This window comes from Streptomyces globisporus C-1027 (genome assembly GCF_000261345.2).
Lineage (GTDB): Bacteria > Actinomycetota > Actinomycetes > Streptomycetales > Streptomycetaceae > Streptomyces > Streptomyces pakalii.
The window spans coordinates 3,901,408-3,928,278 of the sequence record NZ_CP013738.1 but is presented as its reverse complement, the minus strand read 5'-3'; the positions used below and the strand labels follow the sequence as shown (position 1 = coordinate 3,928,278).

The following is a 26,871-nucleotide window of genomic DNA, read 5'->3' as shown; positions in this document are numbered from 1 at the left end:
TCCCGTTAGACCTGAGCTAGCTGACGGGTCGTCAAGATAGAACAGGTTCTACGGGAAGGGAACAGTGCGGCGGTCCGCTCGGGCCTCAGCGGTCGAAGTCCAGCTCCACCTCCGGGGTGAGCGGATGCGACTGGCAGGCCAGCACGAAGCCCGCCTCGGTCTCCTCCGGTTCCAGGGCGAAGTTGCGGTCCATCCGGACCTCGCCCGAGACGAGGAACGCCCGGCAGGTTCCGCAGACCCCGCCCTTGCACGCGTACGGGGCGTCCGAGCGGCTTCGCAGCACCGTCTCCAGCAGGGATTCCGCGTTGTCCACGGGCCAGCTGCCCGAGCGGCCGTGGAGGGTGGCCGTCAGCACGGAGTCGGACGGGGCGGCGACCTTGGCCACCGTCGCATCGGCGGGGCCCTCGTCGACGTGGAAGATCTCCTGGTGGACCCGGGAACGGTCGACGCCGAGCGCCTTCAGGGCCTTCTCCGTGCCCCGCACGAGGCCGAGCGGCCCGCACAGGAACCAGCCGTCCACCTCCGCGACCGGGAGCACCGCGGGCAGCAGGCCGGTGAGCCGATCGGTGTCCAGCCGCCCGGAGGGAAGTCCGGCCGACTGCTCCTCCCGGGAGAGCGCGGTGACCAGCTGGAAGCGGTCCGGGTAACGGTCCTTGAGGTCGGCCACCTCGTCCAGGAACATCGTCGAGGCCGCCGTGCGGTCGCTACGGATCAGACAGAACCGGGCCGCCGGCTCCCGGTCGAGCAGGGTGGCCGCCATCGACAGCACCGGGGTGATGCCGCTGCCGCCGACCACCGCCGCGAACAGGCCCGGGCGCGGCTTCAGGACGAACCGGCCCATCGGCGGCATGGCCTCCACCTGGTCCCCGACGGCCAGTTCCTTCAGGGCGTACGTGGAGAACGCCCCGCCCTCGACCATGCGGATGCCCACCCGCAGCACCGGTTCGCCGGGCTGCTCGGTGGCCGGTGCGCAGATCGAGTACGAACGGCGGACCTCCTGGCCGTCCACGGTGTAGCGCACGTTCAGATGCTGGCCGGGGGTGTGGCGGAAGGTCTCGCGCAGCTCGGCCGGCACGGCGAGGGTCACGGCCACCGCGTCGTCCGTGATCCGTTCGATCGCGCTGACCCGGAGCGGATGGAACATCTACAACTCCTTGAAATGGTCGAACGGTTCACGGCAGGCGACGCAGCGGCGCAGGGCCTTGCACGCCGTGGAGGAGAACCGGCTGAGCAGTTCCGTGTCCGTGGAGCCGCAGTGCGGGCAGCGCACCGAGAGCGTCAGCGGCACGGGGCCGCCGTCGGCGCTGTGGGCGCGCGGCGGCGCTATGCCGAACTCGGCGAGCTTGCGGCGCCCTTCGGCGCTGATGTCGTCCGTCGACCAGGCCGGAGCCAGGACCGTGACCACGGAGACCTCCGGCACGCCGTGGTCGTGCAGCACCCGCTCGATGTCGGCGGATATCGCCTCGATCGCCGGGCATCCGGTGTACGTCGGGGTGAGCCGCACGGTCACCCGGCCCGGGCCCTCCACCCGGACATCCCGCAGGACGCCCAGCTCCGCCAGGGTCAGCACCGGGAGCTCGGGGTCGGGCACGGAACCGGCCAGCTCGCGCAGCTCCGCCTCCAGCAGTGTGTCGGTCACCATGACGCCCCCGGGTGACTGCGGTGCAGATGCTGCATCTCGGCGATCATGCGGCCGAACGGCTCGGTGTGCAGGCCCTGCCGGCCCGCACCCGCCGCCCAGCCCCCGGACCGCGGGCCCGCGGGGAGGGTCAGAGTGGCGCGCTCGACGACGTCGGTGACGGCGGCGAGCCAACTGCTCTCCAGCGCCTGCCGGTCGACACCGGTTTCCGGGGAATCGAGCCCTTCGACCGGCTGGAACATCTCGCCGGTGAACCGCCACAGCGTGTCCAGGCCGCTCTGCATCCGGGTGTGGCTCTCCTCCGTGCCGTCCCCGAGCCGCAGAACCCACTGCTCGGCGTGGTCACGGTGGTAGGCCACCTCCTTCACGGCCTTGGCCGCCAGACCGGCGAACTCGCCGTCCCCGTCCGCCAGTCGCTCGTACAGCAGGTGCTGGTACACCGAGAAGTAGAGCTGCCGGGCGATGGTGTGGGCGAAGTCCCCGTTCGGCTGCTCGACCAGCTGGAGGTTGCGGAAGGCGCGCTCCTCGCGGAGGTAGGCCAGCTCGTCCTCGTCGCCGACGAGCGAGAGCAGCACCCGTGCCTGCCCCAGCAGGTCCAGGGCGATGTTGGCGAGCGCCACCTCCTCCTCCAGGACGGGGGCGTGACCGGCCCACTCCCCCAGCCGGTGCGAGAGCACCAGCGCGTCGTCGCCGAGGGCGAGTGCGGCGCTCACAGGTGCTTCACCCCGTCCGGGATCTCGTAGAACGTCGGGTGGCGGTAGGGCTTGTCGCCGGCCGGTTCGAAGAAGGAGTCCTTCTCGTCGGGGGAGGAGGCGGTGATCGCGGTGGACGGGACCACCCAGATCGAGACGCCCTCGGAGCGGCGGGTGTAGAGGTCGCGGGCGTTGCGCAGGGCCATCTCGGCGTCCGGCGCGTGCAGGCTGCCCGCGTGGGTGTGGGACAGTCCGCGCCGGGAACGCACGAACACCTCCCACAGAGGCCAGTCGGTCGAGCTGCTCATGCCGTCTCCTCCACATGCTGCGCGGACGCGCTGGTCTGTGCCGATGCCGATGCCGATGCCGATGCCGATGTCCGGGGCGATGTCTGTGCCGGGGCGTGCTTGGCGGCGTACGCGGCTGCCGCGTCCCGGACCCAGGCGCCCTCCTCGTGGGCCCTGCGCCGCTGGGTGATCCGCTGGTCGTTGCAGGGGCCGTTGCCCTTGAGGACCTCCTGGAACTCCGACCAGTCGATCGCGCCGAAGTCGTGGCCGCCCAGCTCCTCGTTCCACCGGATGTCGGGGTCCGGGAGCTCCAGGCCCAGTGCTTCGGCCTGGGGCACGCAGATGTCGACGAAGCGCCGGCGCAGCTCGTCGTTGGAGTGCCGCTTGATCCTCCAGGCCATGGACTGCTCGGAGTGCGACGAGGCGTCGTCGGGCGGGCCGAACATCATCAGGGAGGGCCACCACCAGCGGTTCACCGCGTCCTGGGCCATGGCGTGCTGGGCCTCGGTGCCACGGCTGAGGGCGAGCAGCAGCTCGTACCCCTGGCGCTGGTGGAAGGACTCCTCCTTGCAGATACGGACCATCGCTCGGGCGTAGGGGCCGTAGGAGCAGCGGCAGAGCGGCACCTGGTTGGTGATCGCCGCGCCGTCCACCAGCCAGCCGATGGCGCCGACGTCGGCCCAGGTCAGCGTGGGGTAGTTGAAGATCGACGAATAGCGCTGGCGGCCCGCGTGGAGCTTGTCGAGCAGCTCCTCGCGGCTGGTGCCCAGGGTCTCGGCGGCGCTGTAGAGATACAGGCCGTGGCCCGCCTCGTCCTGCACCTTGGCCATGAGGATCGCCTTGCGGCGCAGCGAGGGCGCCCGGGTGATCCAGTTGGCCTCGGGCTGCATGCCGATGATCTCCGAGTGGGCGTGCTGGGCCATCTGGCGGATCAGCGTCGCCCGGTAGGCGTCCGGCATCCAGTCGCGTGGCTCGATCCGCTCGTCCGCCGCCACGGCCGCGTCGAAGGCCGCGAGGTGGTCCGCAGCCGCCGCGTCCGTCTCACCCGCGGCGGCCGTAGAACCTGCTCCGCCCGCCGCATTCGCCGTGCCGAGGGTCTTCTGCGTCGTCTGGTGCGCAGTCACTGCCGCCATCCCGGGCTCCCTACCGACCGATCGTTCGGTTCCTTGACTTCAATGGTGAGTCGGAGGCCCGTAGGGTGTCAACCCTGTGGATAACTGAGTGGTGATCGACGGTGAGCGGGGCGGGATGGATTCGGACCACGACAGGAGCTCTGCGGGCGGGGGGAAGGACGCCTGGCCGCAGGCGTTGAACCGGCCGGCGGAGGTGCGGGGCGCCCCCGGAGCCATACCGGCGGACCAGGCGGTCACCACGCCCTCGACGTCCTCGTCCTCGACATCCTCGTCCCCGGCGGCCTCGTCCGCGGCGGCCTTGTCCCCGACGCCCTCGTCGCCGGTGCCGGATCCCTCGGTCACCGGCCGGGGCATAGCCGGGCTCTCGACTCCGTACCAGGTGGTCGCGGCCCTGGCGCTGTCCTTGATCGGGCTGCTCGCCTGCACCCAGGTGGCCATGGTGTTCCTGCACGTCGCCCCGTCCAACACGCTGACCAAGGAGCACGGGAAGACGATCGACCGCTGGATCTACCCGGAGTTCGAGCAGAACTGGAAGCTGTTCGCGCCCAACCCGCTCCAGCAGAACGTCGCCGTCCATGTACGGGCCGAAGTGGCCGACGCCGACGGCCGCCGCACCACCCGGTGGATGAACCTCACCCACGAGGACGCCGAAGGGATACGCGGCAACCTCTTCCCCAGCCATGTCGACCAGAACGAGCTCCGCCGGGGCTGGGACTTCTACGTCAACTCCCACGACAGCGAGAACCGCCCCAACGGCCTGCGCGGGGATCTCTCCGAGCGCTACGTGCGGCGCATCGCGATGCTGCGGCTGAGCGAGCGCGACTACGGCGGCACGATCGAACGCATCCAGCTCCGCTCCGCCACCAGCTCCATCGCCCCGCCCCCGTGGAGCACCGAGAAGATCAGCACCCGGCCCGTCTACCGCGTACTCCCCTGGTGGACCGTGACCCCCGACGATCTTCCCGAGCACGCGGCGGAACAGAGCCGTGACGCGGCCCGTGCGGAGGCGGACCAGTGACCATCCCCTCGCCGCAGACCCCGCAGAACCCGTCCCCGCAGAACCCGGCTCCGCAGCCGTCCGGCCAGCAGCCGTCCGGGCCCCGGCCTCAAGGTGTCGGCGGCCCCGGCGGTGGTCTGGCCCGTGGCCTTCAGCGTGTCACCGCCTCGGCCCTCGGCCCGTACCAGAGTGCCGTCGTCCGGATCGGCTTCGCCGCCACCTACCTCTTCTTCCTGCTGCGCGAGCTGCCGCACCGCCATGAGCTGTACGGCCCGGACGGCCCGTGGCACTGGGACCTGGCCCGCCAGCTCACAGAAGGCAACGAGGCCTTCTCCGTCCTGATGTGGACCGACAGCACGGTCTGGTTCGAGGTGGTCTACGTCCTCACGCTGCTGTCCGCGGCGGCGCTGATGGTCGGCTGGCGGACCCGGACCATGTCCGTCCTCTTCATGGTCGGCGTGCTCTCGGTGCAGAACCGCAGCATCTTCATGGGCGACGGCGGCGACAACGTCGTCCACCTCATGGCGATCTACCTCGTGCTGACGCGCTGCGCCCAGGTCTGGTCGCTGGACGCCCGGCGTGCGGCCCGCAACGCGCGGCGTGCCGCCGAGGGCCTGCCGCCGCTCCGGGACATCGTGGGTCCGGTGCTCTGGGTGGTCCTGGGCCCCGTTCTCGCGACGGCCACCCTGATGGGCGGGCTCGGTGGCACCTGGTGGCTGCCGACGCTGCTGTGGATCCTCTGGATCTCCGCCGCCGTCTGGTGGGCCGTGGACCGCTACGCGCCCCGGAGCGAGTTCCGCACCCTGCTCGACGTGCTGGCCAACCTCGCGCACAACGCCACGCTCGCCGTGATCATGGCCGAGGTCTGCCTGATCTACGCGACCGCCGGCTGGTACAAGATCCAGGGCTCGCGCTGGCAGGACGGCACCGCGCTCTACTACCCGCTCAACCTGGACTACTTCACCCCGTGGCCCGCCCTGTCGGAGATCCTGGGCGCCAGCGGGCTGATGGTGATGGTGCTGACGTACGGCACGGTCATCGTCCAGGTCGCCTTCCCGTTCACGCTGTTCAACCGGCGGGTCAAGAACGTCCTGCTGGCCGTGATGATCTGCGAGCACGCGGGGATCGCCCTGCTGCTCGGGCTGCCCTTCTTCTCCATGGCGATGATCGCGGCCGACGCGGTGTTCCTGCCGACGGTCTTCCTCGTGTGGCTGGGCACCCGGGCCACGACCGGCAGGCGGCGACTGCTCTCCCGGCTGCCCGGCCGGTCCCGGACGCCGGGGAAGCCCGGAACGCCCACCCGCGCGGACGGCCCGGACGGACGGCCGGTGGACGGCCCGGCGCAGGGCGGCGACGGTGGTCCGGACGAGCCCCGGCCCCAGGGCGGCGGCGGGGGCCATACGCTCGTCGGGTGAGCAGTGAGACCGGCAGAACCCAAGAACCCCCGGCGGAACCCCTCCAGTACGACGACGGCTACGGCCAGCCGATCGGCGTCGGGCCGCACCCGCTGCCCTGGCCCGAGGACGAGCGGTACGACCCCGAGCTGCTGGCCCAGGGTGACCGGCGCAACGTCGGTGACACGTACCGCTACTGGACGCGGGAGGCGATCGTCGCCGATCTCGACCTGCGGCGGCACGACTTCCACGTGGCCGTGGAGAACTGGACCCACGACTTCAACATCGGCTCCGTGGTCCGGACCGCCAACGCCTTCCTGGCCAAGGAGATCCACATCGTGGGACGGCGTCGCTGGAACCGGCGCGGCGCCATGGTCACCGACCGCTACCAGCATGTGCGCCACCACCCCCACACGGCGGACCTGACCGCCTGGGCGGCGGCCGAGGGGCTGCCGGTCATCGGGATCGACAACCTCCCCGGCGCCGTACCGCTGGAGCGCACCGAGCTGCCGCGCCGCTGCGTCCTGCTCTTCGGGCAGGAGGGGCCGGGCCTCACCGAGGAGGCGCGCGAGCACGCCACGACGGTGTGCTCGATCGCGCAGTTCGGCTCGACCCGGTCCATCAACGCCGGAGCCGCCGCGGCCATCGCGATGCACGCGTGGATCCAGCGCTACGCCGACGTCCCCGACCCTCGCCGGTAGCGCCTACGCCTGGCGGCGCACCTCCACCACGCGGAAGCGGTTGGCGACGAAGGCCGCGTCGCACAGGGCCGCGTTGGCCGCCGGATTGCCGCCGGAGCCGTGGAAGTCGGAGAAGGCGGCGGTCTGGTTGACGTACACCCCGCCGGTCAGGTTCAGCGAGAGCTGGGCCGACTCGTCCAGGCAGACATCCTCGATCGCGCGCTCCACCTCGGGGGAGGTGGTGTACGCCCCGACCGTCATGGCGCCCTGCTCCCGGATCGTGCGGCGGAGCAGGTCCAGGGCGGCGGACGTCGACTCGACGGCGACGGCGAAGGACACCGGCCCGAAGCACTCCGAGAAGTAGGCCGCGCTGTCGTCGGGCTTGGTGCCGTCGAGCTTCACGACGACCGGCGTACGGACGGTCGCGTCGGGGAATTCGGCGTTGGTGACCGTCCGCGAGGGCAGGGCGACCTCGCCCAGCCCTCCCGCGGCCTCCAGCCGGGCCTTGACGTCCGGGTTGACCAGCGCGCCGAGCAGGGCGGACGCGCGGGCGTCGTCGCCGAGCAGGCCGGTGACGGCGGCCGAGAGGTCGGCGACCACGTCGTCGTAGGACTTGGCGCCGTCGTCGGTGGCGATGCCGTCCCGGGGGATCAGCAGATTCTGCGGGGTGGTGCACATCTGGCCGCTGTAGAGCGAGAGGGAGAACGCCAGGTTGGCCAGCATGCCCCGGTAGTCGTCGGTGGAGTCGACGACGATCGTGTTGACGCCGGCCTTCTCCGTGTAGACCTGGGCCTGGCGGGCGTTCTCCTCCAGCCAGTCGCCGAAGGCGGTCGAGCCGGTGTAGTCGATGATCCGGACCTCGGGGCGGACCGCCAGGGTCTTGGCGATGCCCTCGCCGGGCCGCTCGACGGCCAGCGCCACCAGATTCGGGTCGAAGCCCGCCTCGCCGAGGACCTCGCGGGCGATGGACACCGTGAGCGCCAGCGGCAGCACGGCACGCGGGTGCGGCTTGACCAGCACCGGGTTGCCCGTGGCGAGGGAGGCGAAGACGCCGGGATAGCCGTTCCACGTGGGGAACGTGTTGCAGCCGATGACCAGCGCGACACCGCGGCCGGACGTGATGAACGACTTGTGCAGCTTCAGCGGATCGCGCTTGCCCTGCGGCTTCGACCAGTCGGCGGTCTCCGGGGTGCGGACCTGCTCGCGGTAGGCGTACGCCACGGCCTCCAGGCCGCGGTCCTGGGCGTGCGGGCCGCCCGCCTGGAACGCCATCATGAAGGCCTGGCCGCTCGTGTGCATCACGGCGTGGGCCAGCTCATGGGTGCGGGCGCTGATCCGCGACAGGATCTCCAGACAGACCAGGGCCCGGACCTCCGGTCCCGCCGCCCGCCAGGCGGCCGTGCCGGCCTTCATCGCCGGCAGCAGGATGTCCGGGTCGACGTGCGGATACTCGATGCCGAGCTCCGGTCCGTACGGCGAGACCTCGCCGCCGACCCAGCCGTCTGTGCCCGGCTGGTCCAGGTCGAACCGGGTGCCCAGAGCTGCGTCGAAGGCGGCCTTGCCCTCGGCCGCACCGAGGCTGCCCGGGGCACCGCCCTCGCCGTACGCCTTCGGGTGCTCGGGGTGCGGGGACCAGTACGCGCGGGTACCGATCACGTCGAGGGCCTGGTCGAGCGTGGGCCGGTGGGTCTCGGACAGCTGCTGGGGGGTGAGCACGGAGGCCATGGCGGACCAACTCCTCATCGAGCCGGGCGGGGACGTGCGGACGGAGTTAGAGTAACCGAACGATCGGTCGGGACAAGGGGCCCTCGGGGAACCTGTGGACAACTTCGGTGGTCCCCGCCTGTGCGGGGCTGATCCCTCATGGGGGAGGATCGCGGACATGACCACGGCCAAGCGGGACACGTACACACCGGAGACCCTGCTCACCGTCGCCGTCCGTGTCTTCAACGAGCGCGGCTACGACGGCACGTCCATGGAGCATCTCTCCCGGGCGGCGGGTATCTCGAAATCCTCCATCTACCACCATGTGGCGGGCAAGGAGGAACTGCTGCGCCGTGCCGTGAGCCGGGCGCTCGACGGGCTCTTCGCCATCCTCGACGAGCCGGGGGCGCAGCGCGGGCGCGCGGTCGAGCGGGTCGAGTACGTCACGCGCCGGACCGTCGACGTGCTGATGGCGGAGGTCCCCTACGTCACCCTGCTGCTGCGGGTGCGCGGGAACACGAAGACGGAGCGCTGGGCACTGGAGCGGCGCCGCGAGTTCGACCAGCGGGTGGCGGAGCTGCTCCAGGCCGCGGTGGCCGAGGGCGACCTCCGGGCGGACGTGGACATACGGCTGGCGACCCGGCTGCTGTTCGGCATGGTGAACTCGCTGGTCGAGTGGTACCGGCCGCAGCCGGGCGGCTTCCCCGGGGAGGAGCAGCTCGCGGACACGGTCGTCCAGCTGGCTTTCGAAGGGATGCGGGCGGGCGGCGCCCGCTGAGCCCGCCGTTTCACCGGGCTTCCATGTCGTCGGGCTCCCCTGCGCGGCACGGCCGCCTGGCCGCGCACGGCACGGTCAGGCGAGTTCGGCCGGCCGGTCCGGGCGCGGTCCGAGGTCCGTCTCCTCGAACACCAGCAGCGTCCGCGTCGAGAGCACCTCGGGGATGGACTGGATCCGGGTGAGGACCAGCTCGCGCAGCGCCCTGTTGTCCGGCGTGTGCACCAGCAGCAGTACGTCGAAGTCGCCGCTGACCAGGGCGATGTGCGTGGCCCCGGGCAGCGCCTGGAGCTGCTCGCGCACGGTGCGCCAGGAGTTCTGCACGATCTTGAGCGTGATGTACGCGGACGCCCCCTGGCCGGCCCGCTCGTGGTCGACCCGGGCGCCGAACCCGCGGATCACGCCGTCCTCGACGAGCCGGTTGATCCGGGCGTAGGCGTTGGCCCGCGAGACATGGACCCGCTCGGCCACGGACCGTATCGAGGCGCGGCCGTCCGTCTGGAGGATCCGCAGGATGTCGCGGTCGATGGCGTCCAGTGGCCGCGCGGGCGGAACCGGGGCCGGCTCCGGCGCCGGGCTCGCGGGGGCGGCGGCCGACGGCGTCGCGGTGGGCGGGGTCCGGTCCTGTTCCTCGCCTCTGTCGGCCATTTGTTCAGCTGCCATCGGCCCGCGCCTCCCTGTCGTGGACGACCTGTACCCATCCCAGGCTGTGGAGAACCGTTTGTCCACAGGCTGATGGTGCCTGTAGCCAAAATGCGCTTGCGACCGAACAATCGGTAGGTGAGGCACACCACACCCGTGCCTCGCCCAGCTCCCGATGTCTCGCTCCCGATCGACACCATCGACACCCATCGACACCGCCGATCGACTCGAAACCGCCGATCGACACCCCTCGATCTCCCTCGATGCCAGGAGGTGCTTCTCATGACGGTCCAAGAGCTGCCCGGCGCGGCCGCCTACCGGCCCACGCCGCCCCCGGCCTGGAAGCCGATCACCGACCCCGCCCCGCTGCTCCCGGACCCGGAGCCCTACCGGGTGCTCGGTACGGACGCGGTCGCCGACGTCGACCCCGAGCTGCTGCTCCGGCTCCACGCGGAGCTGGTGCGCGGGCGTCGCTACAACGCCCAGGCCACCGCGCTGACCAAGCAGGGCCGGCTGGCGGTCTACCCGTCGAGCACCGGCCAGGAGGCGTGCGAGATCGCCGCCGCCCTGGTGCTGGAGAAGCGTGACTGGCTCTTCCCCAGCTACCGCGACACGCTCGCGGCCGTCGCGCGCGGCCTGGACCCGGTCGAGGCGCTGACCCTGCTGCGCGGCGACCGGCACACCGGTTACGACCCGCGCGAGCACCGCATCGCCCCGCTGTGCACCCCGCTCGCCACCCAGCTCCCGCACGCCGTGGGGCTGGCGCACGCCGCCCGCCTCAAGGGCGACGACGTGGTGGCGCTCGCCATGGTCGGCGACGGCGGCACCAGCGAGGGCGACTTCCACGAGGCGCTGAATTTCGCGGCCGTCTGGAAGGCCCCGGTCGTCTTCTTCGTCCAGAACAACGGCTTCGCGATCTCGGTGCCGCTGGCCAAGCAGACCGCCGCCCCCTCCCTCGCCCACAAGGCCGTCGGGTACGGGATGCCGGGCCGCCTGGTCGACGGCAACGACGCGGCGGCGGTGCACCAGGTGCTGAGCGAGGCCGTCGCCCGCGCCCGGCGCGGCGAGGGCCCGACGCTGGTCGAGGCGGTCACCTACCGCATGGAGGCCCACACCAACGCCGACGACGCCACCCGCTACCGGGTCGACAGCGAGGTCGAGGCGTGGAAGGCGCATGACCCGGTGCGGCTCCTGGAGCGTGAGCTGACGGAGCGCGGGCTGCTGGACGACGCGGGCATCGAGCAGGCGAAGGAGGCCGCCGAACGCATGGCCGCCGCCCTGCGCGACCGGATGAACGCGGATCCGGAGCTGGCCCCGATGGACCTCTTCACCCATGTGTACGCCGAGCAGACGAGTCAGCTCCGGGAGCAGGCCGCCGCCCTGCGCGCCGAGCTGGACGCCGAGCAGGACCACGACGAGCACGGCCCGGAGGCAGGACGATGACCACGGCGGCAGTGACGGCTGAGGGGCGCCCCGTGAAGGCGAAACCGGCCACGATGGCGCAGGCCCTCGGGCGCGCGCTCCGCGACTCGATGGCCGAGGACCCCACCGTCCACGTGCTCGGTGAGGACGTGGGCACGCTCGGCGGGGTCTTCCGGATCACCGACGGGCTGGCCAAGGAGTTCGGCGACGAGCGCTGCACCGACACCCCGCTCGCCGAGGCCGGCATCCTCGGCGCGGCCGTCGGCATGGCGATGTACGGACTGCGGCCCGTCGTGGAGATGCAGTTCGACGCGTTCGCCTACCCGGCGTTCGAGCAGCTCATGAGCCACGTCGCCAAGATGCGCAACCGCACCGGCGGAGCCATGCCGCTGCCGATCACCGTGCGCGTGCCGTACGGCGGCGGGATCGGCGGGGTCGAGCACCACAGCGACTCCTCCGAGGCGTACTACATGGCCACCCCCGGCCTCCACGTCGTCACGCCGGCCACGGTCGAGGACGCGTACGGGCTGCTGCGGGAGTCGATCGCCTCCGACGACCCGGTGGTCTTCCTGGAGCCCAAGCGGCTCTACTGGTCCAAGGCCGACTGGTCGCCCGAGGCCCCTGCCGCGGTCGAGCCGATCGGCAAGGCCGTGGTGCGCCGGCCCGGGCGCAGCGCCACCCTGATCACGTACGGGCCCTCCCTGCCGGTCTGCATGGAGGCCGCCGAAGCGGCCCTCGCCGAGGGCTGGGACCTCGAAGTGGTGGACCTGCGCTCGCTGGTGCCGTTCGACGACGAGACGGTGGCCGCGTCGGTGCGGCGCACCGGGCGCGCTGTCGTCGTGCACGAGTCCCCCGGTTTCGGCGGGCCCGGCGGCGAGATCGCGGCCCGGATCACCGAGAGGTGCTTCCACCATCTGGAGGCTCCGGTGCTGCGGGTGGCCGGGTTCGACATCCCCTACCCGCCGCCCATGCTGGAGCGGCACCATCTGCCGGGAGTGGACCGGGTGCTCGACGCGGTGGCCCGGCTGCAGTGGGAGGCGGACAGCTGATGGCCCAGGTGCTCGAATTCAAGCTTCCGGACCTCGGCGAGGGACTGACCGAGGCCGAGATCGTCCGCTGGCTGGTGGAGGTCGGCGATGTCGTCGCCATCGACCAGCCCGTCGTCGAGGTCGAGACGGCCAAGGCCATGGTGGAGGTGCCCTGCCCCTACGGCGGCGTGGTGACCGCACGGTTCGGCGAGGAGGGCACGGAACTCCCCGTCGGCGCACCGCTCCTGACGGTCGCCGTCGGAGCACCGGAGGGTTCTTCCGGCTCCGGCGAGGACTCCGGCTCCGACCCGGAGTCCTCGGGCGGCTCGGGGAACGTGCTTGTGGGATACGGGACCGGCGCACCGGCCGCACGCCGTCGGCGCATCCGTCCGGACCGGCCCGCCCGGCCGGTGACCGAGACCCCGGTCTCCGGTGCGCCGGTGGTGAAGGCCCCGGTGCTTGAAGCCCCTGTGGTCAAGGTCCTGGTCGCCGACGCCTCGGTGTCCGAGGGGCCCGTGCCGGTGGTCTCTCCGCTGGTACGCCGGCTGGCCCGGCAGCACGACATCGATCTGCGGCGGCTGGCGGGCTCGGGTCCCGACGGGCTGATCCTGCGCGCCGACGTCGACCGCGCGATCCGGACGGCGGAGGAGACCGCGACGGCGACGGCACGTGCGGCCCAGGCACCGGTGCAGGCCCAGGTACCGGCGGCAGCCCCGAACGGCGTAGCCGCTGCTGTGGACGCCGAGCGGATTCCGCTGCGCGGGGTGCGCGGAGCGGTCGCCGACAAGCTGTCGCGCAGCCGGACCGAGATTCCCGACGCCACCTGCTGGGTCGACGCCGACGCCACCGAGCTGATGGCGGCCAGGGCCGCGATGAACGCCGCCACGGGCCCGTCCGCCGGGCCGAAGGTGTCGGTCCTGGCCCTGCTGGCGCGGATCTGCACGGCGGCGCTGGCCCGGTTCCCCGAGCTCAACTCCACGGTGGACACGGAGGCCCGGGAGATCGTCCGGCTGTCCGGCGTGCACCTCGGGTTCGCCGCCCAGACCGAGAGGGGCCTCGTCGTTCCGGTCGTCCGGGACGCGCACACCCGTAACGCCGAGTCGATCGGGGCCGAGATGGCCCGGCTGACCGAGCTGGCGCGTACGGGGAAGCTCAGCCCGGCGCAGCTGACCGGGGGCACGTTCACGCTGAACAACTACGGGGTGTTCGGGGTCGACGGTTCGACGCCGATCATCAACCACCCGGAGGCGGCGATGCTCGGCGTGGGCCGGATCATGCCCAAACCCTGGGTGCACCAGGGTGAACTGGCCGTACGTCAGGTCGTCCAGCTGTCCCTCACCTTCGACCACCGGGTGTGCGACGGCGGAACGGCGGGCGGCTTCCTCCGGTACGTGGCGGACTGCGTGGAGCAGCCGGCGGTGCTGCTGCGCACCGTATAGCCGCGAGGTGCCCCTGTCGCGGGTGCCGGTCTTCCGGCCACCCCGGCGGGGGCTTCGCTCCGGCGCGCCGCCCATACTCGACGTATGACCGCCTACGACGTGATCGTCCTTGCCGGAGGGGCCGCGAAGCGGCTCGGCGGCGCCGACAAGCCAGGGGTCCGGGTGGGCGGCCGGGCGCTGCTCGACCGGGTCCTCGCGGCCTGTGACGGCGCGGCCCGCACCGTCGTGGTGGGCGACCGCCGCGCGACCGCCCGCCCGGTGCTCTGGACCCGGGAAGTGCCGCAGGGCGGCGGCCCGTTGGCGGCGCTGGGCGCGGGGCTGAAGCTGACGACGGCGGAGTACGTTCTCGTTCTCTCCGCCGACCTGCCCTTCCTCGGCCCGGGCACGGTCGACGCGCTGCTCGCCGCCGCCGGAGAGCCCGGCAGCGAAGGCGCCCTGTGCACCGACCCCGACGGGCACGACCAGCCGCTCGTGGCCGCGTACCGCGCCGAGCCGCTCCGCCGGGAGCTGGCCCTGATCGCCACCGAGTACGGGAGCCTCACCGGGCTGCCGCTGCGGATTCTGACGGCGGAGCTGGAGCTCGCCCGGATCGACGCGGGTCCTGACGCCGCGTTCGACTGCGACACCTGGGACGACATCGCCGCCGCCCGAGCCCGGATCAGGGAGCATGGGGCCGTGCTGGACGAATGGATCACCTCGGTCAAGAACGAACTGGGAATCGAACTCGACGTCGACACCGGTGTCCTGCTCGACCTCGCCCGTGACGCCGCGCACGGAGTCGCCCGGCCCGCCGCCCCGCTCACGACCTTCCTGGTCGGGTACGCGGCAGCCAGGGCGAGCGCCGGTGCGGGCCCCGACGAGGCCGCCGCGGCGGTCGCGGAGGCCTCGCGCAAGGCCACCGCCCTCGCTCTGCGCTGGGAAGCGGAGGCGGCGGAGTCGGCGGGACAGGGCGGCGATGCGTCGGGCGGGCCGGCGGGCGGGGCGAAGCCCGACGCGGGCCGCGAGGGGACCGGGACATCGTGACCGGCTCCGACGGGCCGCACCGTGAGCCCGGCAGCGACGTCCGTGCCCCCGGGTCCGCGAGCGAACGCGCACGCGAGGAGGAGGAGCGGGCCGTCGAGCAGGCACTCGCCCTGGTCGGCGGGTCGGGCCGGTCCGACCGGTCCGGAGGGTCGGGCGAGCCCGCGAGCCGCAGCCGGGACTCCGGGGGCCACCGAGGCCCCCGGGACGAGGACCTGAACGCCGGCCGGAGCAGCAACACGCACGCGGACCGAAGCCGCGACCCGCACGCCCATCGGAGCAGCGACAGTCACCCGTACGACGGCCGCGACAACGACGGCCGCGACAACGACGGCCGCGACAACGACGGCCGCGACAACGACCGGCGCGACGACGACCGCCGCGACGGTCGCGCCACCCCGGCCACCGCCCCGGCGCCCGGCAGCGAACAGCCGCCCCTCCCCGAGAGGGCCCTCCCGGGCGACCCCGCGAAGACCTCGCCCCCGCCCCCGTCCTGGGACCGGGCGCGGGCGGTCGCGGCACGGGCGGGGCGGGGCCGTCCGCCCGCGACGATCCGGTTGGCGCTCGACCGTGCGCTCGGGCACGTGCTGGCCGAGGCGCTCGGCGCGCTCACCGATCTGCCGTCCTTCGACACCTCGGCCATGGACGGCTGGGCCGTCGCCGGACCCGGCCCCTGGGCGTTCGAGGCCGGGGCGGGGCTCCTCGCCGGACGCAGCCCGGCCGCCGCGCTGCCCGACGGCACCGCCGTACGGATCGCCACCGGCGCCCGCGTGCCGCCCGAGACCACGGCGGTCATCCGCAGCGAGCACGCCCACGTCGACGAGGCCAGGGGGCTGCTCCACGCCCGGCGGTCCGTGGTCACCGGGCAGGACATCAGGCCCCGGGGCCAGGAATGCCGCTCGGGCGAGCAGCTCGTTCCGGCCGGGACGGTCGTGACCCCGGCGGTGCTCGGCCTCGCCGCGGCCGCCGGGTACGACGCGCTGCCCGTCGTGCCCCGTCCGCGCGTCGACATCCTTGTCCTCGGCGACGAACTCCTCAACGCCGGTCTGCCGCACGACGGGCTGATCCGGGACGCCCTCGGCCCCATGCTCGGCCCCTGGCTGCGGGCCCTCGGCGCCGAGGTCTCCGGCGCCCGCCGGCTCGGGGACGACGCCGGGGCGCTGCGCGATGCCCTCACCTCCTCCGACGCCGACCTGATCGTCACCACCGGGGGCACCGCCGCCGGTCCGGTCGACCATGTGCACCCGGTCCTCGACGCCCTCGGGGCCGAACTGCTGGTGGACGGGGTCGCGGTCCGCCCCGGTCACCCGATGCTGCTGGCCCGGCTGTCGCCGGACGGGCCGTATCTCGTGGGGCTTCCCGGCAATCCGCTCGCGGCCGTATCGGGTCTGCTGACGCTCGCGGAGCCGTTGCTCGCGGGCATCGCGGGCCGCCCCGCGCAGGACCCGTACCGGGCCCTCGTCCACGCCGAGGTGCACGGCCATCCGCACGACACCCGCCTCGTCCCCGTGGTCCACCGCCCGGGCCGGGCGGGCGGCCGGGACCATGTCGCGCCGCTGCGCTACAACGGGCCCGCGATGCTGCGGGGGATCGCCGCGGCGGACGGACTGGCTGTGGTGCCGCCGGGCGGGGTACGGTCCGGCACCGAGGTGGAGATTCTGGATCTCCCATGGGCCCCGGCGACGCCGTGGACGGAAGGGTGTTTCACGTGAAACTTCCCGGCCACGATGCGATGGCCAGGCGAGCCGATGAACTGGTCGTGCCGACCCGGGTGATGCTCCCCCGCCGGGTGGCCCTCGGTCCGGCCCGCCAGGTCGCCAAACGCCTGTTGATGGCGCTGCTCGTGCTGGCCGCGACCGTGCTGATCGTCTGGCTCGACCGCAGCGGTTACAACGACAACGCCGACGGCAAGGTCGACCTGCTGGACGCGGTCTACTACGCGACGGTCACCCTCTCCACCACCGGGTACGGCGACATCACGCCGTACAGCGACGGAGCACGGCTGATCAACGTGGTGCTCGTGACACCGCTGCGCGTGATGTTCCTGATCATCCTGGTCGGTACCACTCTCGAGGTCCTCACGGAGCGGACCCGGGAGGACTTCCGGCTGAAGCGTTGGAGAGCCAACTTGCGAGACCACACCGTCGTCGTCGGCTTCGGCACGAAGGGCCGCTCGGCGATTCTGACCCTCTGTGCCACCGGTCTGTCGAAGGACCAGATCGTCATCGTCGACCCGGCCTCCAAGGTGATCGAGGCCGCCAACGCCGAGGGCTTCACCGGGGTGCTCGGTGACGCCACCCGCAGCGATGTGCTGCTGCGCGCCGAGCTCCAGAAGGCGCGTCAGATCATCATCGCGACCCAGCGCGACGACACCGCCGTCCTGGTCGCGCTGACCGCGCGCCAGCTGAACCGCGGGGCGAAGATCGTGGCGGCGGTCCGTGAGGAGGAGAACGCGCCCCTGCTCCGGCAGTCCGGTGCGGACGCGGTGATCACCAGCGCCAGTGCCGCCGGACGGCTGCTCGGCCTCTCCGTCCTCAGCCCGAGCGCGGGCACCGTGATGGAGGACCTGATCCAGCAGGGCAGCGGCCTCGATCTCGTCGAGCGGCCGGTCATAAAGGCCGAGGTGGGCAAGAACGTCCGGGAGACCGAGGACCTGGTCGTCAGCGTGCTGCGGGGGCACCGGCTGCTCGGTTACGACGACCCGGCGGCCAGCCCCCTGCAGTTGACGGACCGGGTCATCACCATCGTGCGGGCGAGCCCCAGTTCGGCCGCGCTGCCGAAGAACCCGATGCCTCCGCACCAGCGACCCTGACCGACGAGGCGCCCGCTCGGGCGAGCGCGGCGGGAGTAGCCTCGCGGCCATGTATGCGATCACGATTCCCGAACCCGGTGGTCCCGAGGCGCTCGTCTGGGCCGAGGTGCCCGATCCCGTACCCGGTGACGGCGAGGTCCTCGTCGAGGTCGTCGCCAGCGCCGTGAACCGGGCCGATGTGCTCCAGCGGCAGGGCTTCTACGATCCGCCGCCCGGCGCGTCCCCCTACCCCGGCCTGGAGTGCGCGGGCCGTGTCGTCGCGCTCGGGCCCGGGGTGACGGGCTGGGCGGTCGGCGACGCCGTGTGCGCGCTGCTGGCGGGCGGCGGTTACGCGGAGAAGGTCGCCGTTCCGGCCGGCCAGCTCCTCCCCGTACCGGAGGGCGTCGGCCTGGTGGAGGCCGCGGCGCTGCCCGAGGTCACCGCGACGGTGTGGTCCAACGTCTTCATGGTGTCCCACCTGCGCCCCGGAGAGACCTTCCTGGTGCACGGCGGCTCCAGCGGCATCGGCACGATGGCGATCCAGCTGGCGAAGGCGGTCGGGGCCCGGGTCGCGGTCACGGCGGGCAGCCCGGAGAAGCTCGCCCGGTGCGCCGAGCTGGGGGCGGACATCCTCATCAACTACCGCGAGCAGGACTTCGTCGAGGAGATCCGGGAGAACACCGCCGGAGCGGGGGCCGACGTCATCCTGGACCTGATCGGGGCCAAGTACCTGGACCGGAACGTCCAGGCGCTCGCCGTCAACGGCCGCCTCGCGATCATCGGTCTCCAGGGCGGCGCCAAGGGCGAGCTGAACCTCGGCGCCCTGCTGACCAAGCGGGCCGCCGTCACCGCGACCTCCCTGCGGGGCCGCCCGCTCCAGGAGAAGGCCGCCATCGTCGCCGCCGTACGCGAGCACGTGTGGCCGTTGATCGGCGGCGGGGTGGTCAAGCCCGTGGTGGACCGGACCCTGCCGATGGCGGACGCCGCCGAGGCGCACCGGGTGCTGGAGTCCAGTGCGCACATCGGCAAGGTCCTGCTGGTGGCGCCGTCGGCCGGCTGATCGGGGCCGTTCCCGGTCCGGGCCTTTCCCGGTCCGGACCGGGGCCGGGAACGGACGCGGATCTACAGATACGGGCCCGAACGGATCGGGCCGTGCGGGTCCGCGCCGCCTTCCTCGTCCTCGTGGGTCATACCGGGCGGCAGGGCACGGCGCATCTGCTCCAGTTGGGCGCGGGCCGCCATCTGCTGGGCGAACAGCGCCGTCTGGATGCCGTGGAAGAGGCCCTCCAGCCAGCCCACGAGCTGGGCCTGGGCGATCCGCAGCTCAGCCTCGGAGGGCACCGACTCCTCGGTGAACGGCAGGGAGAGCCGCTCCAGCTCCTCGACCAGCTCGGGCGCCAGGCCGTCCTCCAGCTCCTTCACGGAGCTGGCGTGGATCTCCTTGAGCCTGACCCGGCTCGCCTCGTCGAGAGGAGCCGCCCTGACCTCCTCCAGAAGCTGCTTGATCATGCTGCCGATGCGCATGACCTTCGCGGGCTGTTCCACCATTTCCGTCACCGGGACCTCGCGCGACTCGTCGTCACTGGCACCGCCGCCGATAGCCATTCCGTCCTGGCCCACGACAAGGACCTGCGGGTGCTCCTGCGACCGGTCATTCCTCGGCATTTCCATGCCGCCATTGTCTCGCACACATGCCGTACACCACGTTGGTGCCCCCGAAAACGGAAGATCCACCGTCTTCGGGGGCACCGGAACCCCTCCGGGAGACCCGGACGTGCCGTTCAGCCCGCGCGCCGGGCCAGGGTCAGCCGGGAGCTGGTGAGAGCGGCGGCCAGCAGACCGGCGAGCACCGGGACGACCAGGGCCAGCAGCCCGACGGTCTCCCACGGCATCACGATCGGCGTGTACGCCGACTGCATCGGGTCCTCCCGCATCTTCTCCAGGGCCGCGCGCAGGTCGGTCAGGCGCAGGGCGACCGCGGGGACGAGTCCTGCCGCCGTTCCCAGCAGGACCCCGGTCAGGGCGACGACCAGGCACTGGAGCGTCGTGTAGACCTGGCCGACGTTCAGGGGCCAGGTGGAGCCGGTGCGCGACTCGAACTCGGTGCGGAGCTGGGACCCGTAACGAGGGCCCCGCTCCAGCAGGGCCAGCAGGCCGTGACGAATGGACATACTGAGTATGTCCCTCCTGGCAAGTCTCGTCGGAGCCGGAACCGCGGGGTGCGACGCTCAGTTCGCGCGGCGCATACGGAACGCGAGGAAGCCGAGTCCGAGTCCGACCAGGGCGATGCCCGTACCGAGCGAGACCTCCTGCACCCGCCGTACGGCAGCCGCGTCCAGCGCCTGCCCGGACCGCTGCCCCGGGTCGCTGAACGCGTCGGGCGGCGGGGTGGAAGCAGGCAGGTCGACGGGGTCCGCGATCCCCTCGGCGGTCTCCTCCGGCGGATCCTCCTCGACGGGGTCACCGGCCCGCGCCAGCTCCATCGGCGACAGCGAACGCCCGGGACGCGCCTTGCCCGCCCCGGCCTCGCGCCCGGCCAGGGGGACGGTCGACCCCGATACGCCGGGCGAAGCGGAAGGAGAGGAAGAGGGCTCGGGTGCGTCGGCCCCGGGCCCGGAACCGGCTCCGCCGGGGGTGTGCGCGCCGCTCCCGGTCGCCACCGGGGAGGACGGGGACGGCCCCGTCCCCCACGCTCCGGAAGCCGGGGCGCCGGACGGCAGGGGCAGCGCGGAGGGAACCGCCGAGGGTGACGCGGAGCCCGACGGGACGGGCGGCGGAGAGGCCGGCGAGGGCGGGACGGCGGACGCGGTCGCGGTGGGGCCCGACGTCCCCGGGGCGGTGACGGACGGCGGACCGTCGGGCGCCGAGGAACCGTGGGCGGAGCCGGCCGACGGCCCCAGCGCCGCTCCGGCCGCCGCCAGCAGACAGACCGCACACCTCGACGGCCATGCGGCCGGAAGTCCTGGAGCCATGAGATCAGCGTCACACGGGCCCCTGCATCCGGCATCCCGGACGCGGTATCCGGAAATCAGGGGCCCGTTACCGGTCCACGTACCGGTCTCTGACGAAGCTCCGGCGAGATCCGTGAACCGTAACGATCACCTTCGGACACCGACGTTTCAGGACGGCATACCGATGGTCAGGACGGCTTACCGGTGGTTCAGGACGGCTTACCGGTGGAGACCTTCAACTCAAAGTGGGCACCGCGCTCGGGGACCGCCGTACCGGAGGACGGGAACTGGCCGACGACCTGGCCGTCGGCGTAGGTGTTGCCCGGCTCCTCGATCTCCTTGACCGTCCACCCTGCTGCGTTCGCGCACGCCTTCGCGGACTGGATGTCCTTGTAGACGAAGTTCGGTGCCTGGACCTTCGCCGGGTCGTTGGAGTCCTCCGAGGCGTTCGAGCAGTCCGTTTCCTTCATCGTCCGGTTGCGCTCCGGCGGGCGGTAGCCCTCCACCTGCTCCGTGCCCGTCTCGCCGCCCTTGCCTGCCTCGTCGTCCTTGCCGTCGCCCTGGAGGGCGACGGCGGTGATCAGACCGCCGACGGCCAGCAGGGCCACGACGATCGAGCCGACGATGACCGGCATGTTCCGCTTCGAGCCGCCGCCACCGGTGGTGCCCACAGCCGTCGAGTGCTGCGGGCTGATCGAGTACGGCGGCGGGGTCTGGTGCGACAGCTGGCCCGGGGTCGGATAGCCCTGGACCTGACCGGACTGCGGGTAGCCGTAGCTCGGCGCGGGGGTGGGCCGGCCGTACGGCCCCGGCTGCTGGTGCGGATGCGGCTGGTACGGCGTCTGGACGCTGTGGGGCGCCGGGGTGCTCTGGTCGACCGGCGGGAACACCGCCGAGCCGACGCCGGAGCCGCTGTTGGCGGGCCCGCCGCCCGACACGATCATCGGGGCACCGGTCTGGCCGCCGGAGGCGTTCAGCACGCGGGCGATCTCGTCGCGCATCGCGGCGGCGCTGGGGAAGCGCTCGTTCGGGTTCTTCTTGAGCGCGCGGGCGACGAGGGCGTCCATCGCCGGGGTGACCGACCGGTTGATGCTGGAGGGCGCGACCGGCTCCTCCTGCACATGCGCGTACGCGATGGCCAGCGGCGAGTCCGCGTCGAACGGGATCCGGCCGGTGAGCAGCTGGAAGAGCATGATCCCGACCGAGTACAGGTCGGACCGGGCGTCGACGCCGCGGCCGAGGGCCTGCTCGGGGGAGAGGTACTGCGGGGTGCCGACGACCATGCCGGTCTGGGTCATCGAGGTGACGCCGGACTGCATGGCACGGGCGATGCCGAAGTCCATGACCTTGACGACGCCGCGCTTGGTCATCATCACGTTGCCCGGCTTGATGTCCCGGTGGACCAGGCCCATCTCGTGGCTGGTCTCCAGGGCGGCGAGCACGTCCGCCGTCACCTTGAGGGCCTTGTCGGCGGGCATCGCGCCGTGTGTGCGGATGTCGGCGGCCAGCACCGAGCCGAGCGGCTGCCCCTCGACGTACTCCATGACGATGTACGGCATCAGCGCACCGCCGAGCTCGTCCTCGCCGGTGTCGAAGACGGAGACGATGTTGGTGTGCTGGAGCTTGGCGACGGCCTGTGCCTCGCGCCGGAAGCGCTCGCGGAAGGACTGCTCGCGCCCGAGCTCGGTGTGCAGGGTCTTGATCGCGACCTGGCGGTCCAGGGCGGAGTCGTACGCCAGGTACACGGACGCCATCCCGCCCTCGCCGAGCAGGTCGCGCAGCTGGTAGCGGCCGCCCGCGACCGACCCGCCCGCATAGCGGCCCTGTGCGCCGTCCTGGCTCATGACTTGCTTCCCCCTCGGCGGCGCGCGGTCGCACGCGGCGTTTCTGTCCGACGTGTTTCTGTCTGACGTGATTGCGTGCGACGCGGTTCCCGTACAACGCGATGACGCGCCAAGTCTGCCGTAGGGGTCCGACACGTCAAGCCGGGTGCCCGTTCCGTGACCCTACGCACAAGAAGCGTCTCGGAAGCGTTACAGGAAACGCATCAAAATCCCGTGCAGGACGCGCCGGGCGGTCCGATGATCCTGCCGGAGCGGAACCGTGGTGTCCGGCGGAGGCTGTAGCGTGACGTGGCAATGCAGCAAGGCACCGTGAGAACCCGCGGACGCGCGGACAGATACGACGGCGAGGACTGATGGCACCCGATTCCGAAGCAAACGGCGGCGGAGTCTCGGATGGCACCGACTCCTGGGGCGTCGGCGGCGTCGTCGGTGACGGCCGTTACCGGATGACCCACCGGCTCGGCCGGGGCGGCATGGCAGAGGTCTACGCGGCGGAGGACGTCCGGCTCGGACGCACGGTCGCGGTGAAGCTGCTCCGCTCCGACCTGGCCGAGGACCCGGTCTCCAAGGCCCGCTTCACCCGCGAGGCACAGTCCGTCGCGGGCCTCAACCACCATGCGATCGTCGCCGTGTACGACTCCGGCGAGGACGTCGTGGGCGGCCAGACCGTCCCGTACATCGTGATGGAACTGGTCGAGGGCCGCACCATCCGCGATCTGCTCCTGACCGCCGAGGCCCCGCCGCCCGAGCAGGCGCTGATCATCGTCTCGGGTGTGCTGGAAGCCCTCGCCTACTCGCACCAGCACGGCATCGTGCACCGCGACATCAAGCCCGCCAACGTGATCATCACGGATTCCGGCGCGGTCAAGGTGATGGACTTCGGCATCGCCCGCGCGCTGCACGGCGCGCAGTCGACGATGACCCAGACCGGCATGGTCATGGGCACGCCGCAGTACCTCTCGCCCGAGCAGGCGCTCGGCAAGGCCGTCGACCACCGGTCCGACCTGTACGCCACCGGCTGCCTGCTCTACGAGCTGCTGGCGCTGCGGCCCCCGTTCACCGGCGAGACCCCGCTCTCGGTGGTCTACCAGCACGTCCAGGACATCCCGGTGCCGCCCTCCGAGGTCTCGGACGTGGTACCGCCGGAGCTGGACGGGATGGTGATGCGCTCGCTGGCGAAGGACCCGGACGACCGGTTCCAGAGCGCCGAGGAGATGCGCGGGCTCGTCCAGTACAGCCTGCAGATGCTCCAGGTGCAGGGCGGCCACACGGGCACCTGGAACACCGGCCCGGTCGCGCTGCACGAGGGGGGCCAGACCCCGCCGCACGGGATGACCGGCTCGACCCGCGCGATGGGCACGGGGCACCCGACGCACGGGGACACCTCGCAGGGACCGATCCTGCCCCCGTACAACCCGGACGACGGGGGGTACGACGGCGGCGGACAGCGGCGTTCCGGCGGGCGCGGCAAGATGTGGCTCTTCGTGCTGCTCGCGCTGATCGCGATCGGTGCGGGCGTCGCCTTCGCCCTCAACGCGGCGCAGGACAACGGTGACAAGGACAAGGACCCGGTCACCCCGTCCACCTCGGTCAGCCAGTCCGAGGACGAGCCCTCGGACGAGCCGTCCGAGGAGGAGAGCGAGGAGCCGGAGGAGCCGGACACCACCAGCGGCGGCCAGACCGAGCCGAACCCGCCGCCGTTCACCCCGGACCCGACCCCGAGCGAGCCGACGTTCAGCCCGTCCCCGACGCCGACCGACAGCGACGGCGGCACGTCGGACGGCTCCACCAACGAGGGCAGCACCGGGGAGCCCACGGGCGAGCCCACGGACCCGACGACCGACCCCGGCACCCCGGGCGGCGGAGCCGCCGACGGCGGGGCCGGCGGCGAGGACGGCGGTACGGGCACGACGCCCGGCGAGGTGGCGGCCGGCGCCACCACGCCGTAGCCAGGCACCACCGCACCACCCCATGAGCCCGGCGTGCGCCCTCGTGGCACGCGCCGGGCTCATGCGCGTCCGCACCACGCTTCGCCCTGTGAAGGGACGCCTCACTCCGTGAAGGCCGCGCACACCGCCTCGTACTCGCGCGTCCACCACACCGCCAGGGCCGCCACCGCGGGAAACTGCGGGTCGGCCCTGCGGTCGTCCAGGCGGTAGCGCCAGCGCAGTATCCAGAAGTCGTTGAGCCGCTCCCACCACACCCGGTGCACCGCGGCCGCCAGTTCCCCGGCCCCCGCGCCGGCGGCCCGCCGGTACGCCCGGGCGTAGGCGCGTACCTTCGCGAGGTCCAGTTCCCCGGCCGGCCGGACGAAGAAGATCGCCGCCGCCCGTACCGCCTCCTCGGCGCGCGGCTGTACGTCCAGCCGGTCCCAGTCCACGATCGCGACCGGGTCGGCGCCCCGGTAGAGCAGGTTCAGCGGGTGGAAGTCCCCGTGCACCCAGCCGGTGGCGGGCCCGTCCGGCGTGGGCGGGCGGCGGTGGGCGTGCTGTTCGAGCAGGGCACGGCGCTCCACGAGCCGGTGCACGGCGAGTTCGTCGAAGGCGTCGCGCGGGGTGTCCCGGCCGTCCTCGCCGCGTGCGGCGGCCAGCAGGTCGTCGATCAGCGCGAAGGTGTCGGCGGCGTCCGGGCTGCGGTGCCCCGGCCGGGCGGGCGGGCTCGCGCGGGGCGGGCCGTCGCGCGGGGCCATCACCTGCTCCAGGCCGGTGTGCACGGTGCCGAGGAGCGTGCCGAGCCGGCGCGACTGGGCGAGGGTCAGCTGGGCGCCGACCCGGTGGAGGCCCTCGACCCAGGGGTGCAGGGCGTAGCAGCGTTCGCCGATCATGGTGACGGTGTCGCCCCGGGTGTCCGTCAGTGGTGGCACGACGGGCACGCCGAGCGACTGCAGGCGCTGGGTGGCACGGTGCTGGCGCACGATCGCGGCGCGTTCGCCGCTGGTGTCGTCCAGGTGCTTCTTGTCGAGATGGTGCTTGAGGAAGTAGGAACCGCTCGTCGTGGAGACGCGGTATCCGTGGTTCAGCAGGCCTTTGGTGATCGGCTCGCAGGCGAGCGGCTCACCCACGCCCGGGTAACGGCGCAGCACCTCGCCGACCGGGGGAACAGGCGGACGAGTGACATATGAGCGCAGCACTTACCAGATGTTAGATCACTCTGTGTGGCCACTTTGCGGACTTGCGGTGACGTCGGCCAGTGCGCTAAGGGGGGCGATACTTCAGAAGTCCAGCGTGTGTTCCGTGACGAAGTGCGGATCGACCCGGAGGTACGCCGGTGCGTAGGGCTCCCCGTTGACGCTGACGGGGGCCGCGCCGAACAGTTCCTCCTGCTCGGGGCAGAGGTGCACGATCTCGGCGGGCCCGGTGAACTGCACCGACCACAGGTTGCCGCCGACGCCCGAGGCCGCGTCGTTGTAGTTGTCCGCCCCGTACGCGACGACGCTCCCGTCGCACGCCTCGTGGTGGCCGAAACCCCGGTGCATCCGCAGCAGGATGCGGCCGTCGCTCACGATGTGCCGGGCCACCGCCAGGAACGGCAGGGCCCGCATGCTGGTCGCGAGGCGGCCGTAGGGGACCCGGCCGAGCAGGTCGAGGGGCTCGGCCGGACCGGTCCGCTCGATCGTGCCGACCGCGCGGCGTTCGCGGGGGGAGCCGTGGGAGTCGAAGGACATGGCTTCCACTGTCCCCCGGGCGTAGGGGCCGCGTAAGAGTCGCCTGCCCCGGGTGGCGCGGGACCAAAGTCCCGCGCCCGGGGCGGTTCAGCGGCGCTCGGCCTGAAGCCGTGCGACGTACGCGGCGGCCTGCGAACGGCGCTCCATGCCCAGCTTGGACAGCAGGCTGGAGACGTAGTTCTTGATGGTCTTCTCGGCGAGGTGCAGGCGCTCCCCGATGACGCGGTTGGTCAGCCCCTCCCCGATCAGGTCCAGGATCTTGCGCTCCTGCTCGGTCAGGCCCGCGAGCCGGTCGTCGCCCTTGGCGCTCCCGCCGTCGCGCAGCCGCTCCAGCACCCGGGCGGTCGCCACCGGGTCCAGCAGGGATTTTCCGGCCGCCACGTCCCGTACGGCATTCAGCAGTTCATTGCCGCGGATCGCCTTCAGCACATATCCCGAGGCACCCGCCATGATCGCGTCGAAAAGCGCCTCGTCATCGGCGTACGAGGTGAGCATCAGGCATTTGATGTTCTCGTCCTGGGAACGGACTTCCCGGCATACCTCCACCCCGCTGCCGTCCGGCAGCCGCACGTCGAGCACCGCCACGTCGGGCCGCGTCGCCGGGATCCGGGCCAGGGCGTCCGCGGCCGTACCGGCCTCGCCGACCACCTCGATGTCCGGTTCGGAGGCGAGCAGCTCATGGACGCCGCGCCGGACGACTTCGTGATCGTCGAGCAGAAATACCGTGATTTTTCCTTCTTCGCGCACGACCGCAGTCTCACATACTCGC

Annotated in this window: 25 protein-coding genes and 1 pseudogene; 12 read left to right on the top strand and 14 right to left on the bottom strand. The window is 72.3% G+C overall.

From position 1 onward, the window contains the following. Window positions 1-85: 85 nt before the first annotated feature. Genes WQO_RS17020 through paaA form a run of 5 tightly spaced genes read right to left on the bottom strand, consistent with a single transcriptional unit; the run spans window position 86 to window position 3,751 of the window. Window positions 86-1,144, bottom strand: a complete 1,059-nt coding sequence (locus WQO_RS17020; RefSeq protein ID WP_010060354.1) for a 2Fe-2S iron-sulfur cluster-binding protein — start codon at window positions 1,142-1,144, stop codon at window positions 86-88. Then, a complete protein-coding gene (paaD, locus tag WQO_RS17015) occupies window positions 1,145-1,642 on the bottom strand; it encodes a 1,2-phenylacetyl-CoA epoxidase subunit PaaD (protein WP_010060352.1) in 498 nt (165 codons plus the stop codon). Further along, on the bottom strand, window positions 1,636-2,352 hold the full coding sequence (gene paaC, locus WQO_RS17010; RefSeq protein ID WP_010060351.1) for a 1,2-phenylacetyl-CoA epoxidase subunit PaaC: 717 nt from the start codon (window positions 2,350-2,352) through the stop codon (window positions 1,636-1,638). The genes paaD and paaC overlap by 7 nt, the downstream gene beginning before the upstream one ends. Further along, complete coding sequence (gene paaB / locus WQO_RS17005; protein WP_010060350.1) at window positions 2,349-2,639, bottom strand: 1,2-phenylacetyl-CoA epoxidase subunit PaaB; 291 nt, start codon at window positions 2,637-2,639, stop codon at window positions 2,349-2,351. Before paaB ends, paaC begins: the two co-directional genes overlap by 4 nt. Next, the gene (paaA, locus tag WQO_RS17000) at window positions 2,636-3,751 is read right to left on the bottom strand and encodes a 1,2-phenylacetyl-CoA epoxidase subunit PaaA (RefSeq protein WP_029182256.1); all 1,116 of its coding nucleotides are present in this window, start codon (window positions 3,749-3,751) and stop codon (window positions 2,636-2,638) included. The genes paaB and paaA overlap by 4 nt, the downstream gene beginning before the upstream one ends. 115 nt (window positions 3,752-3,866) lie before the next feature. Here paaA and WQO_RS16995 point away from each other — a divergent pair, with 115 nt between their 5' ends. From WQO_RS16995 to WQO_RS16985, 3 genes are read left to right on the top strand one after another with little or no spacing between them, the layout of a single operon-like run. Continuing rightward, entirely contained in the window at window positions 3,867-4,769 is a 903-nt protein-coding gene (locus WQO_RS16995; protein WP_032748390.1) for a DUF5819 family protein, read from the top strand. Continuing rightward, on the top strand, window positions 4,766-6,163 hold the full coding sequence (locus tag WQO_RS16990) for an HTTM domain-containing protein (RefSeq protein ID WP_010060346.1): 1,398 nt from the start codon (window positions 4,766-4,768) through the stop codon (window positions 6,161-6,163). Before WQO_RS16995 ends, WQO_RS16990 begins: the two co-directional genes overlap by 4 nt. Continuing rightward, entirely contained in the window at window positions 6,160-6,843 is a 684-nt protein-coding gene (locus tag WQO_RS16985; RefSeq protein ID WP_010060344.1) for a TrmH family RNA methyltransferase, read from the top strand. Before WQO_RS16990 ends, WQO_RS16985 begins: the two co-directional genes overlap by 4 nt. Window positions 6,844-6,846: 3 nt before the next feature. Here the strand turns inward: WQO_RS16985 and paaN are convergent, their stop codons facing one another. Next, entirely contained in the window at window positions 6,847-8,547 is a 1,701-nt protein-coding gene (gene paaN / locus WQO_RS16980) for a phenylacetic acid degradation protein PaaN (protein ID WP_010060342.1), read from the bottom strand. A 157-nt stretch (window positions 8,548-8,704) separates the two neighbouring features. Here paaN and WQO_RS16975 point away from each other — a divergent pair, with 157 nt between their 5' ends. Next, window positions 8,705-9,304, top strand: a complete 600-nt coding sequence (locus tag WQO_RS16975) for a TetR/AcrR family transcriptional regulator (protein WP_010060340.1) — start codon at window positions 8,705-8,707, stop codon at window positions 9,302-9,304. Between the two features lie 75 nt (window positions 9,305-9,379). On the opposite strand, the gene WQO_RS16970 is transcribed toward WQO_RS16975, so the two are convergent. Continuing rightward, window positions 9,380-9,949 (bottom strand): Lrp/AsnC family transcriptional regulator, encoded by a 570-nt coding sequence (locus WQO_RS16970; RefSeq protein WP_010060338.1) that lies wholly within the window; start codon window positions 9,947-9,949, stop codon window positions 9,380-9,382. 276 nt (window positions 9,950-10,225) lie between these two features. Here WQO_RS16970 and pdhA point away from each other — a divergent pair, with 276 nt between their 5' ends. The 7 genes from pdhA to WQO_RS16935 all read left to right on the top strand — a co-directional run bounded on the left by pdhA (window position 10,226) and on the right by WQO_RS16935 (window position 18,703). Continuing rightward, entirely contained in the window at window positions 10,226-11,386 is a 1,161-nt protein-coding gene (gene pdhA, locus WQO_RS16965; protein WP_010060337.1) for a pyruvate dehydrogenase (acetyl-transferring) E1 component subunit alpha, read from the top strand. Then, a complete protein-coding gene (locus WQO_RS16960) occupies window positions 11,383-12,414 on the top strand; it encodes an alpha-ketoacid dehydrogenase subunit beta (RefSeq protein ID WP_010060335.1) in 1,032 nt (343 codons plus the stop codon). Before pdhA ends, WQO_RS16960 begins: the two co-directional genes overlap by 4 nt. Continuing rightward, window positions 12,414-13,832, top strand: coding sequence for a dihydrolipoamide acetyltransferase family protein (locus WQO_RS16955; RefSeq protein ID WP_010060334.1), 1,419 nt, complete (start codon window positions 12,414-12,416; stop codon window positions 13,830-13,832). The genes WQO_RS16960 and WQO_RS16955 overlap by 1 nt, the downstream gene beginning before the upstream one ends. Before the next feature lie 84 nt (window positions 13,833-13,916). Then, the gene (locus tag WQO_RS16950; RefSeq protein ID WP_010060333.1) at window positions 13,917-14,855 is read left to right on the top strand and encodes an NTP transferase domain-containing protein; all 939 of its coding nucleotides are present in this window, start codon (window positions 13,917-13,919) and stop codon (window positions 14,853-14,855) included. After that, the gene (locus WQO_RS16945; protein WP_058954014.1) at window positions 14,852-16,564 is read left to right on the top strand and encodes a molybdopterin molybdotransferase MoeA; all 1,713 of its coding nucleotides are present in this window, start codon (window positions 14,852-14,854) and stop codon (window positions 16,562-16,564) included. The genes WQO_RS16950 and WQO_RS16945 overlap by 4 nt, the downstream gene beginning before the upstream one ends. Further along, complete coding sequence (locus WQO_RS16940) at window positions 16,522-17,664, top strand: potassium channel family protein (protein ID WP_010060331.1); 1,143 nt, start codon at window positions 16,522-16,524, stop codon at window positions 17,662-17,664. The genes WQO_RS16945 and WQO_RS16940 overlap by 43 nt, the downstream gene beginning before the upstream one ends. Before the next feature lie 49 nt (window positions 17,665-17,713). Next, a complete protein-coding gene (locus WQO_RS16935) occupies window positions 17,714-18,703 on the top strand; it encodes an NAD(P)H-quinone oxidoreductase (protein ID WP_010060330.1) in 990 nt (329 codons plus the stop codon). 62 nt (window positions 18,704-18,765) lie between these two features. Here the strand turns inward: WQO_RS16935 and WQO_RS16930 are convergent, their stop codons facing one another. The 4 genes and pseudogenes from WQO_RS16930 to WQO_RS16915 all read right to left on the bottom strand — a co-directional run bounded on the left by WQO_RS16930 (window position 18,766) and on the right by WQO_RS16915 (window position 22,438). Beyond that, on the bottom strand, window positions 18,766-19,314 hold the full coding sequence (locus WQO_RS16930; protein ID WP_029182253.1) for a bacterial proteasome activator family protein: 549 nt from the start codon (window positions 19,312-19,314) through the stop codon (window positions 18,766-18,768). Between the two features lie 359 nt (window positions 19,315-19,673). Beyond that, window positions 19,674-19,814 (bottom strand): annotated as a pseudogene (locus WQO_RS36550) (PadR family transcriptional regulator); the annotation flags it as partial. A 57-nt stretch (window positions 19,815-19,871) separates the two neighbouring features. After that, window positions 19,872-20,615, bottom strand: coding sequence for a hypothetical protein (locus WQO_RS16920; RefSeq protein WP_032748366.1), 744 nt, complete (start codon window positions 20,613-20,615; stop codon window positions 19,872-19,874). Window positions 20,616-20,803: 188 nt separating this feature from the next. After that, window positions 20,804-22,438: a protein kinase domain-containing protein gene (locus WQO_RS16915; protein WP_010060323.1), complete on the bottom strand. Its 1,635-nt coding sequence runs from the start codon at window positions 22,436-22,438 to the stop codon at window positions 20,804-20,806. Window positions 22,439-22,791: 353 nt separating this feature from the next. Between WQO_RS16915 and WQO_RS16910 the strand changes: the two genes are divergently transcribed. Further along, complete coding sequence (locus tag WQO_RS16910; protein ID WP_010060322.1) at window positions 22,792-24,387, top strand: protein kinase domain-containing protein; 1,596 nt, start codon at window positions 22,792-22,794, stop codon at window positions 24,385-24,387. 101 nt (window positions 24,388-24,488) lie between these two features. Here the strand turns inward: WQO_RS16910 and WQO_RS16905 are convergent, their stop codons facing one another. From WQO_RS16905 to WQO_RS16895, 3 genes are all read right to left on the bottom strand, one after another. Continuing rightward, the gene (locus WQO_RS16905) at window positions 24,489-25,520 is read right to left on the bottom strand and encodes a phosphotransferase (protein WP_058954013.1); all 1,032 of its coding nucleotides are present in this window, start codon (window positions 25,518-25,520) and stop codon (window positions 24,489-24,491) included. A 129-nt stretch (window positions 25,521-25,649) separates the two neighbouring features. Further along, the gene (locus WQO_RS16900; RefSeq protein WP_010060320.1) at window positions 25,650-26,102 is read right to left on the bottom strand and encodes a pyridoxamine 5'-phosphate oxidase family protein; all 453 of its coding nucleotides are present in this window, start codon (window positions 26,100-26,102) and stop codon (window positions 25,650-25,652) included. Window positions 26,103-26,189: 87 nt separating this feature from the next. Then, window positions 26,190-26,849: a response regulator gene (locus WQO_RS16895; protein WP_010060319.1), complete on the bottom strand. Its 660-nt coding sequence runs from the start codon at window positions 26,847-26,849 to the stop codon at window positions 26,190-26,192. Between the last annotated feature and the right edge of the window lie 22 nt (window positions 26,850-26,871).

Coding starts and splice junctions, on each gene's coding strand:
- WQO_RS17020 (WP_010060354.1), bottom strand. CDS start 1,144: ATGTTCCATCCGCTCCGGGTCAGCGCGATCGAACGGATCACGGACGAC.
- paaD (WP_010060352.1), bottom strand. CDS start 1,642: ATGGTGACCGACACACTGCTGGAGGCGGAGCTGCGCGAGCTGGCCGGT.
- paaB (WP_010060350.1), bottom strand. CDS start 2,639: ATGAGCAGCTCGACCGACTGGCCTCTGTGGGAGGTGTTCGTGCGTTCC.
- paaA (WP_029182256.1), bottom strand. CDS start 3,751: ATGGCGGCAGTGACTGCGCACCAGACGACGCAGAAGACCCTCGGCACG.
- WQO_RS16995 (WP_032748390.1), top strand. CDS start 3,867: ATGGATTCGGACCACGACAGGAGCTCTGCGGGCGGGGGGAAGGACGCC.
- paaN (WP_010060342.1), bottom strand. CDS start 8,547: ATGGCCTCCGTGCTCACCCCCCAGCAGCTGTCCGAGACCCACCGGCCC.
- WQO_RS16975 (WP_010060340.1), top strand. CDS start 8,705: ATGACCACGGCCAAGCGGGACACGTACACACCGGAGACCCTGCTCACC.
- WQO_RS16970 (WP_010060338.1), bottom strand. CDS start 9,949: ATGGCCGACAGAGGCGAGGAACAGGACCGGACCCCGCCCACCGCGACG.
- pdhA (WP_010060337.1), top strand. CDS start 10,226: ATGACGGTCCAAGAGCTGCCCGGCGCGGCCGCCTACCGGCCCACGCCG.
- WQO_RS16960 (WP_010060335.1), top strand. CDS start 11,383: ATGACCACGGCGGCAGTGACGGCTGAGGGGCGCCCCGTGAAGGCGAAA.
- WQO_RS16955 (WP_010060334.1), top strand. CDS start 12,414: ATGGCCCAGGTGCTCGAATTCAAGCTTCCGGACCTCGGCGAGGGACTG.
- WQO_RS16950 (WP_010060333.1), top strand. CDS start 13,917: ATGACCGCCTACGACGTGATCGTCCTTGCCGGAGGGGCCGCGAAGCGG.
- WQO_RS16940 (WP_010060331.1), top strand. CDS start 16,522: ATGGGCCCCGGCGACGCCGTGGACGGAAGGGTGTTTCACGTGAAACTT.
- WQO_RS16935 (WP_010060330.1), top strand. CDS start 17,714: ATGTATGCGATCACGATTCCCGAACCCGGTGGTCCCGAGGCGCTCGTC.
- WQO_RS16930 (WP_029182253.1), bottom strand. CDS start 19,314: ATGGAAATGCCGAGGAATGACCGGTCGCAGGAGCACCCGCAGGTCCTT.
- WQO_RS16920 (WP_032748366.1), bottom strand. CDS start 20,615: ATGGCTCCAGGACTTCCGGCCGCATGGCCGTCGAGGTGTGCGGTCTGT.
- WQO_RS16915 (WP_010060323.1), bottom strand. CDS start 22,438: ATGAGCCAGGACGGCGCACAGGGCCGCTATGCGGGCGGGTCGGTCGCG.
- WQO_RS16910 (WP_010060322.1), top strand. CDS start 22,792: ATGGCACCCGATTCCGAAGCAAACGGCGGCGGAGTCTCGGATGGCACC.
- WQO_RS16900 (WP_010060320.1), bottom strand. CDS start 26,102: ATGTCCTTCGACTCCCACGGCTCCCCCCGCGAACGCCGCGCGGTCGGC.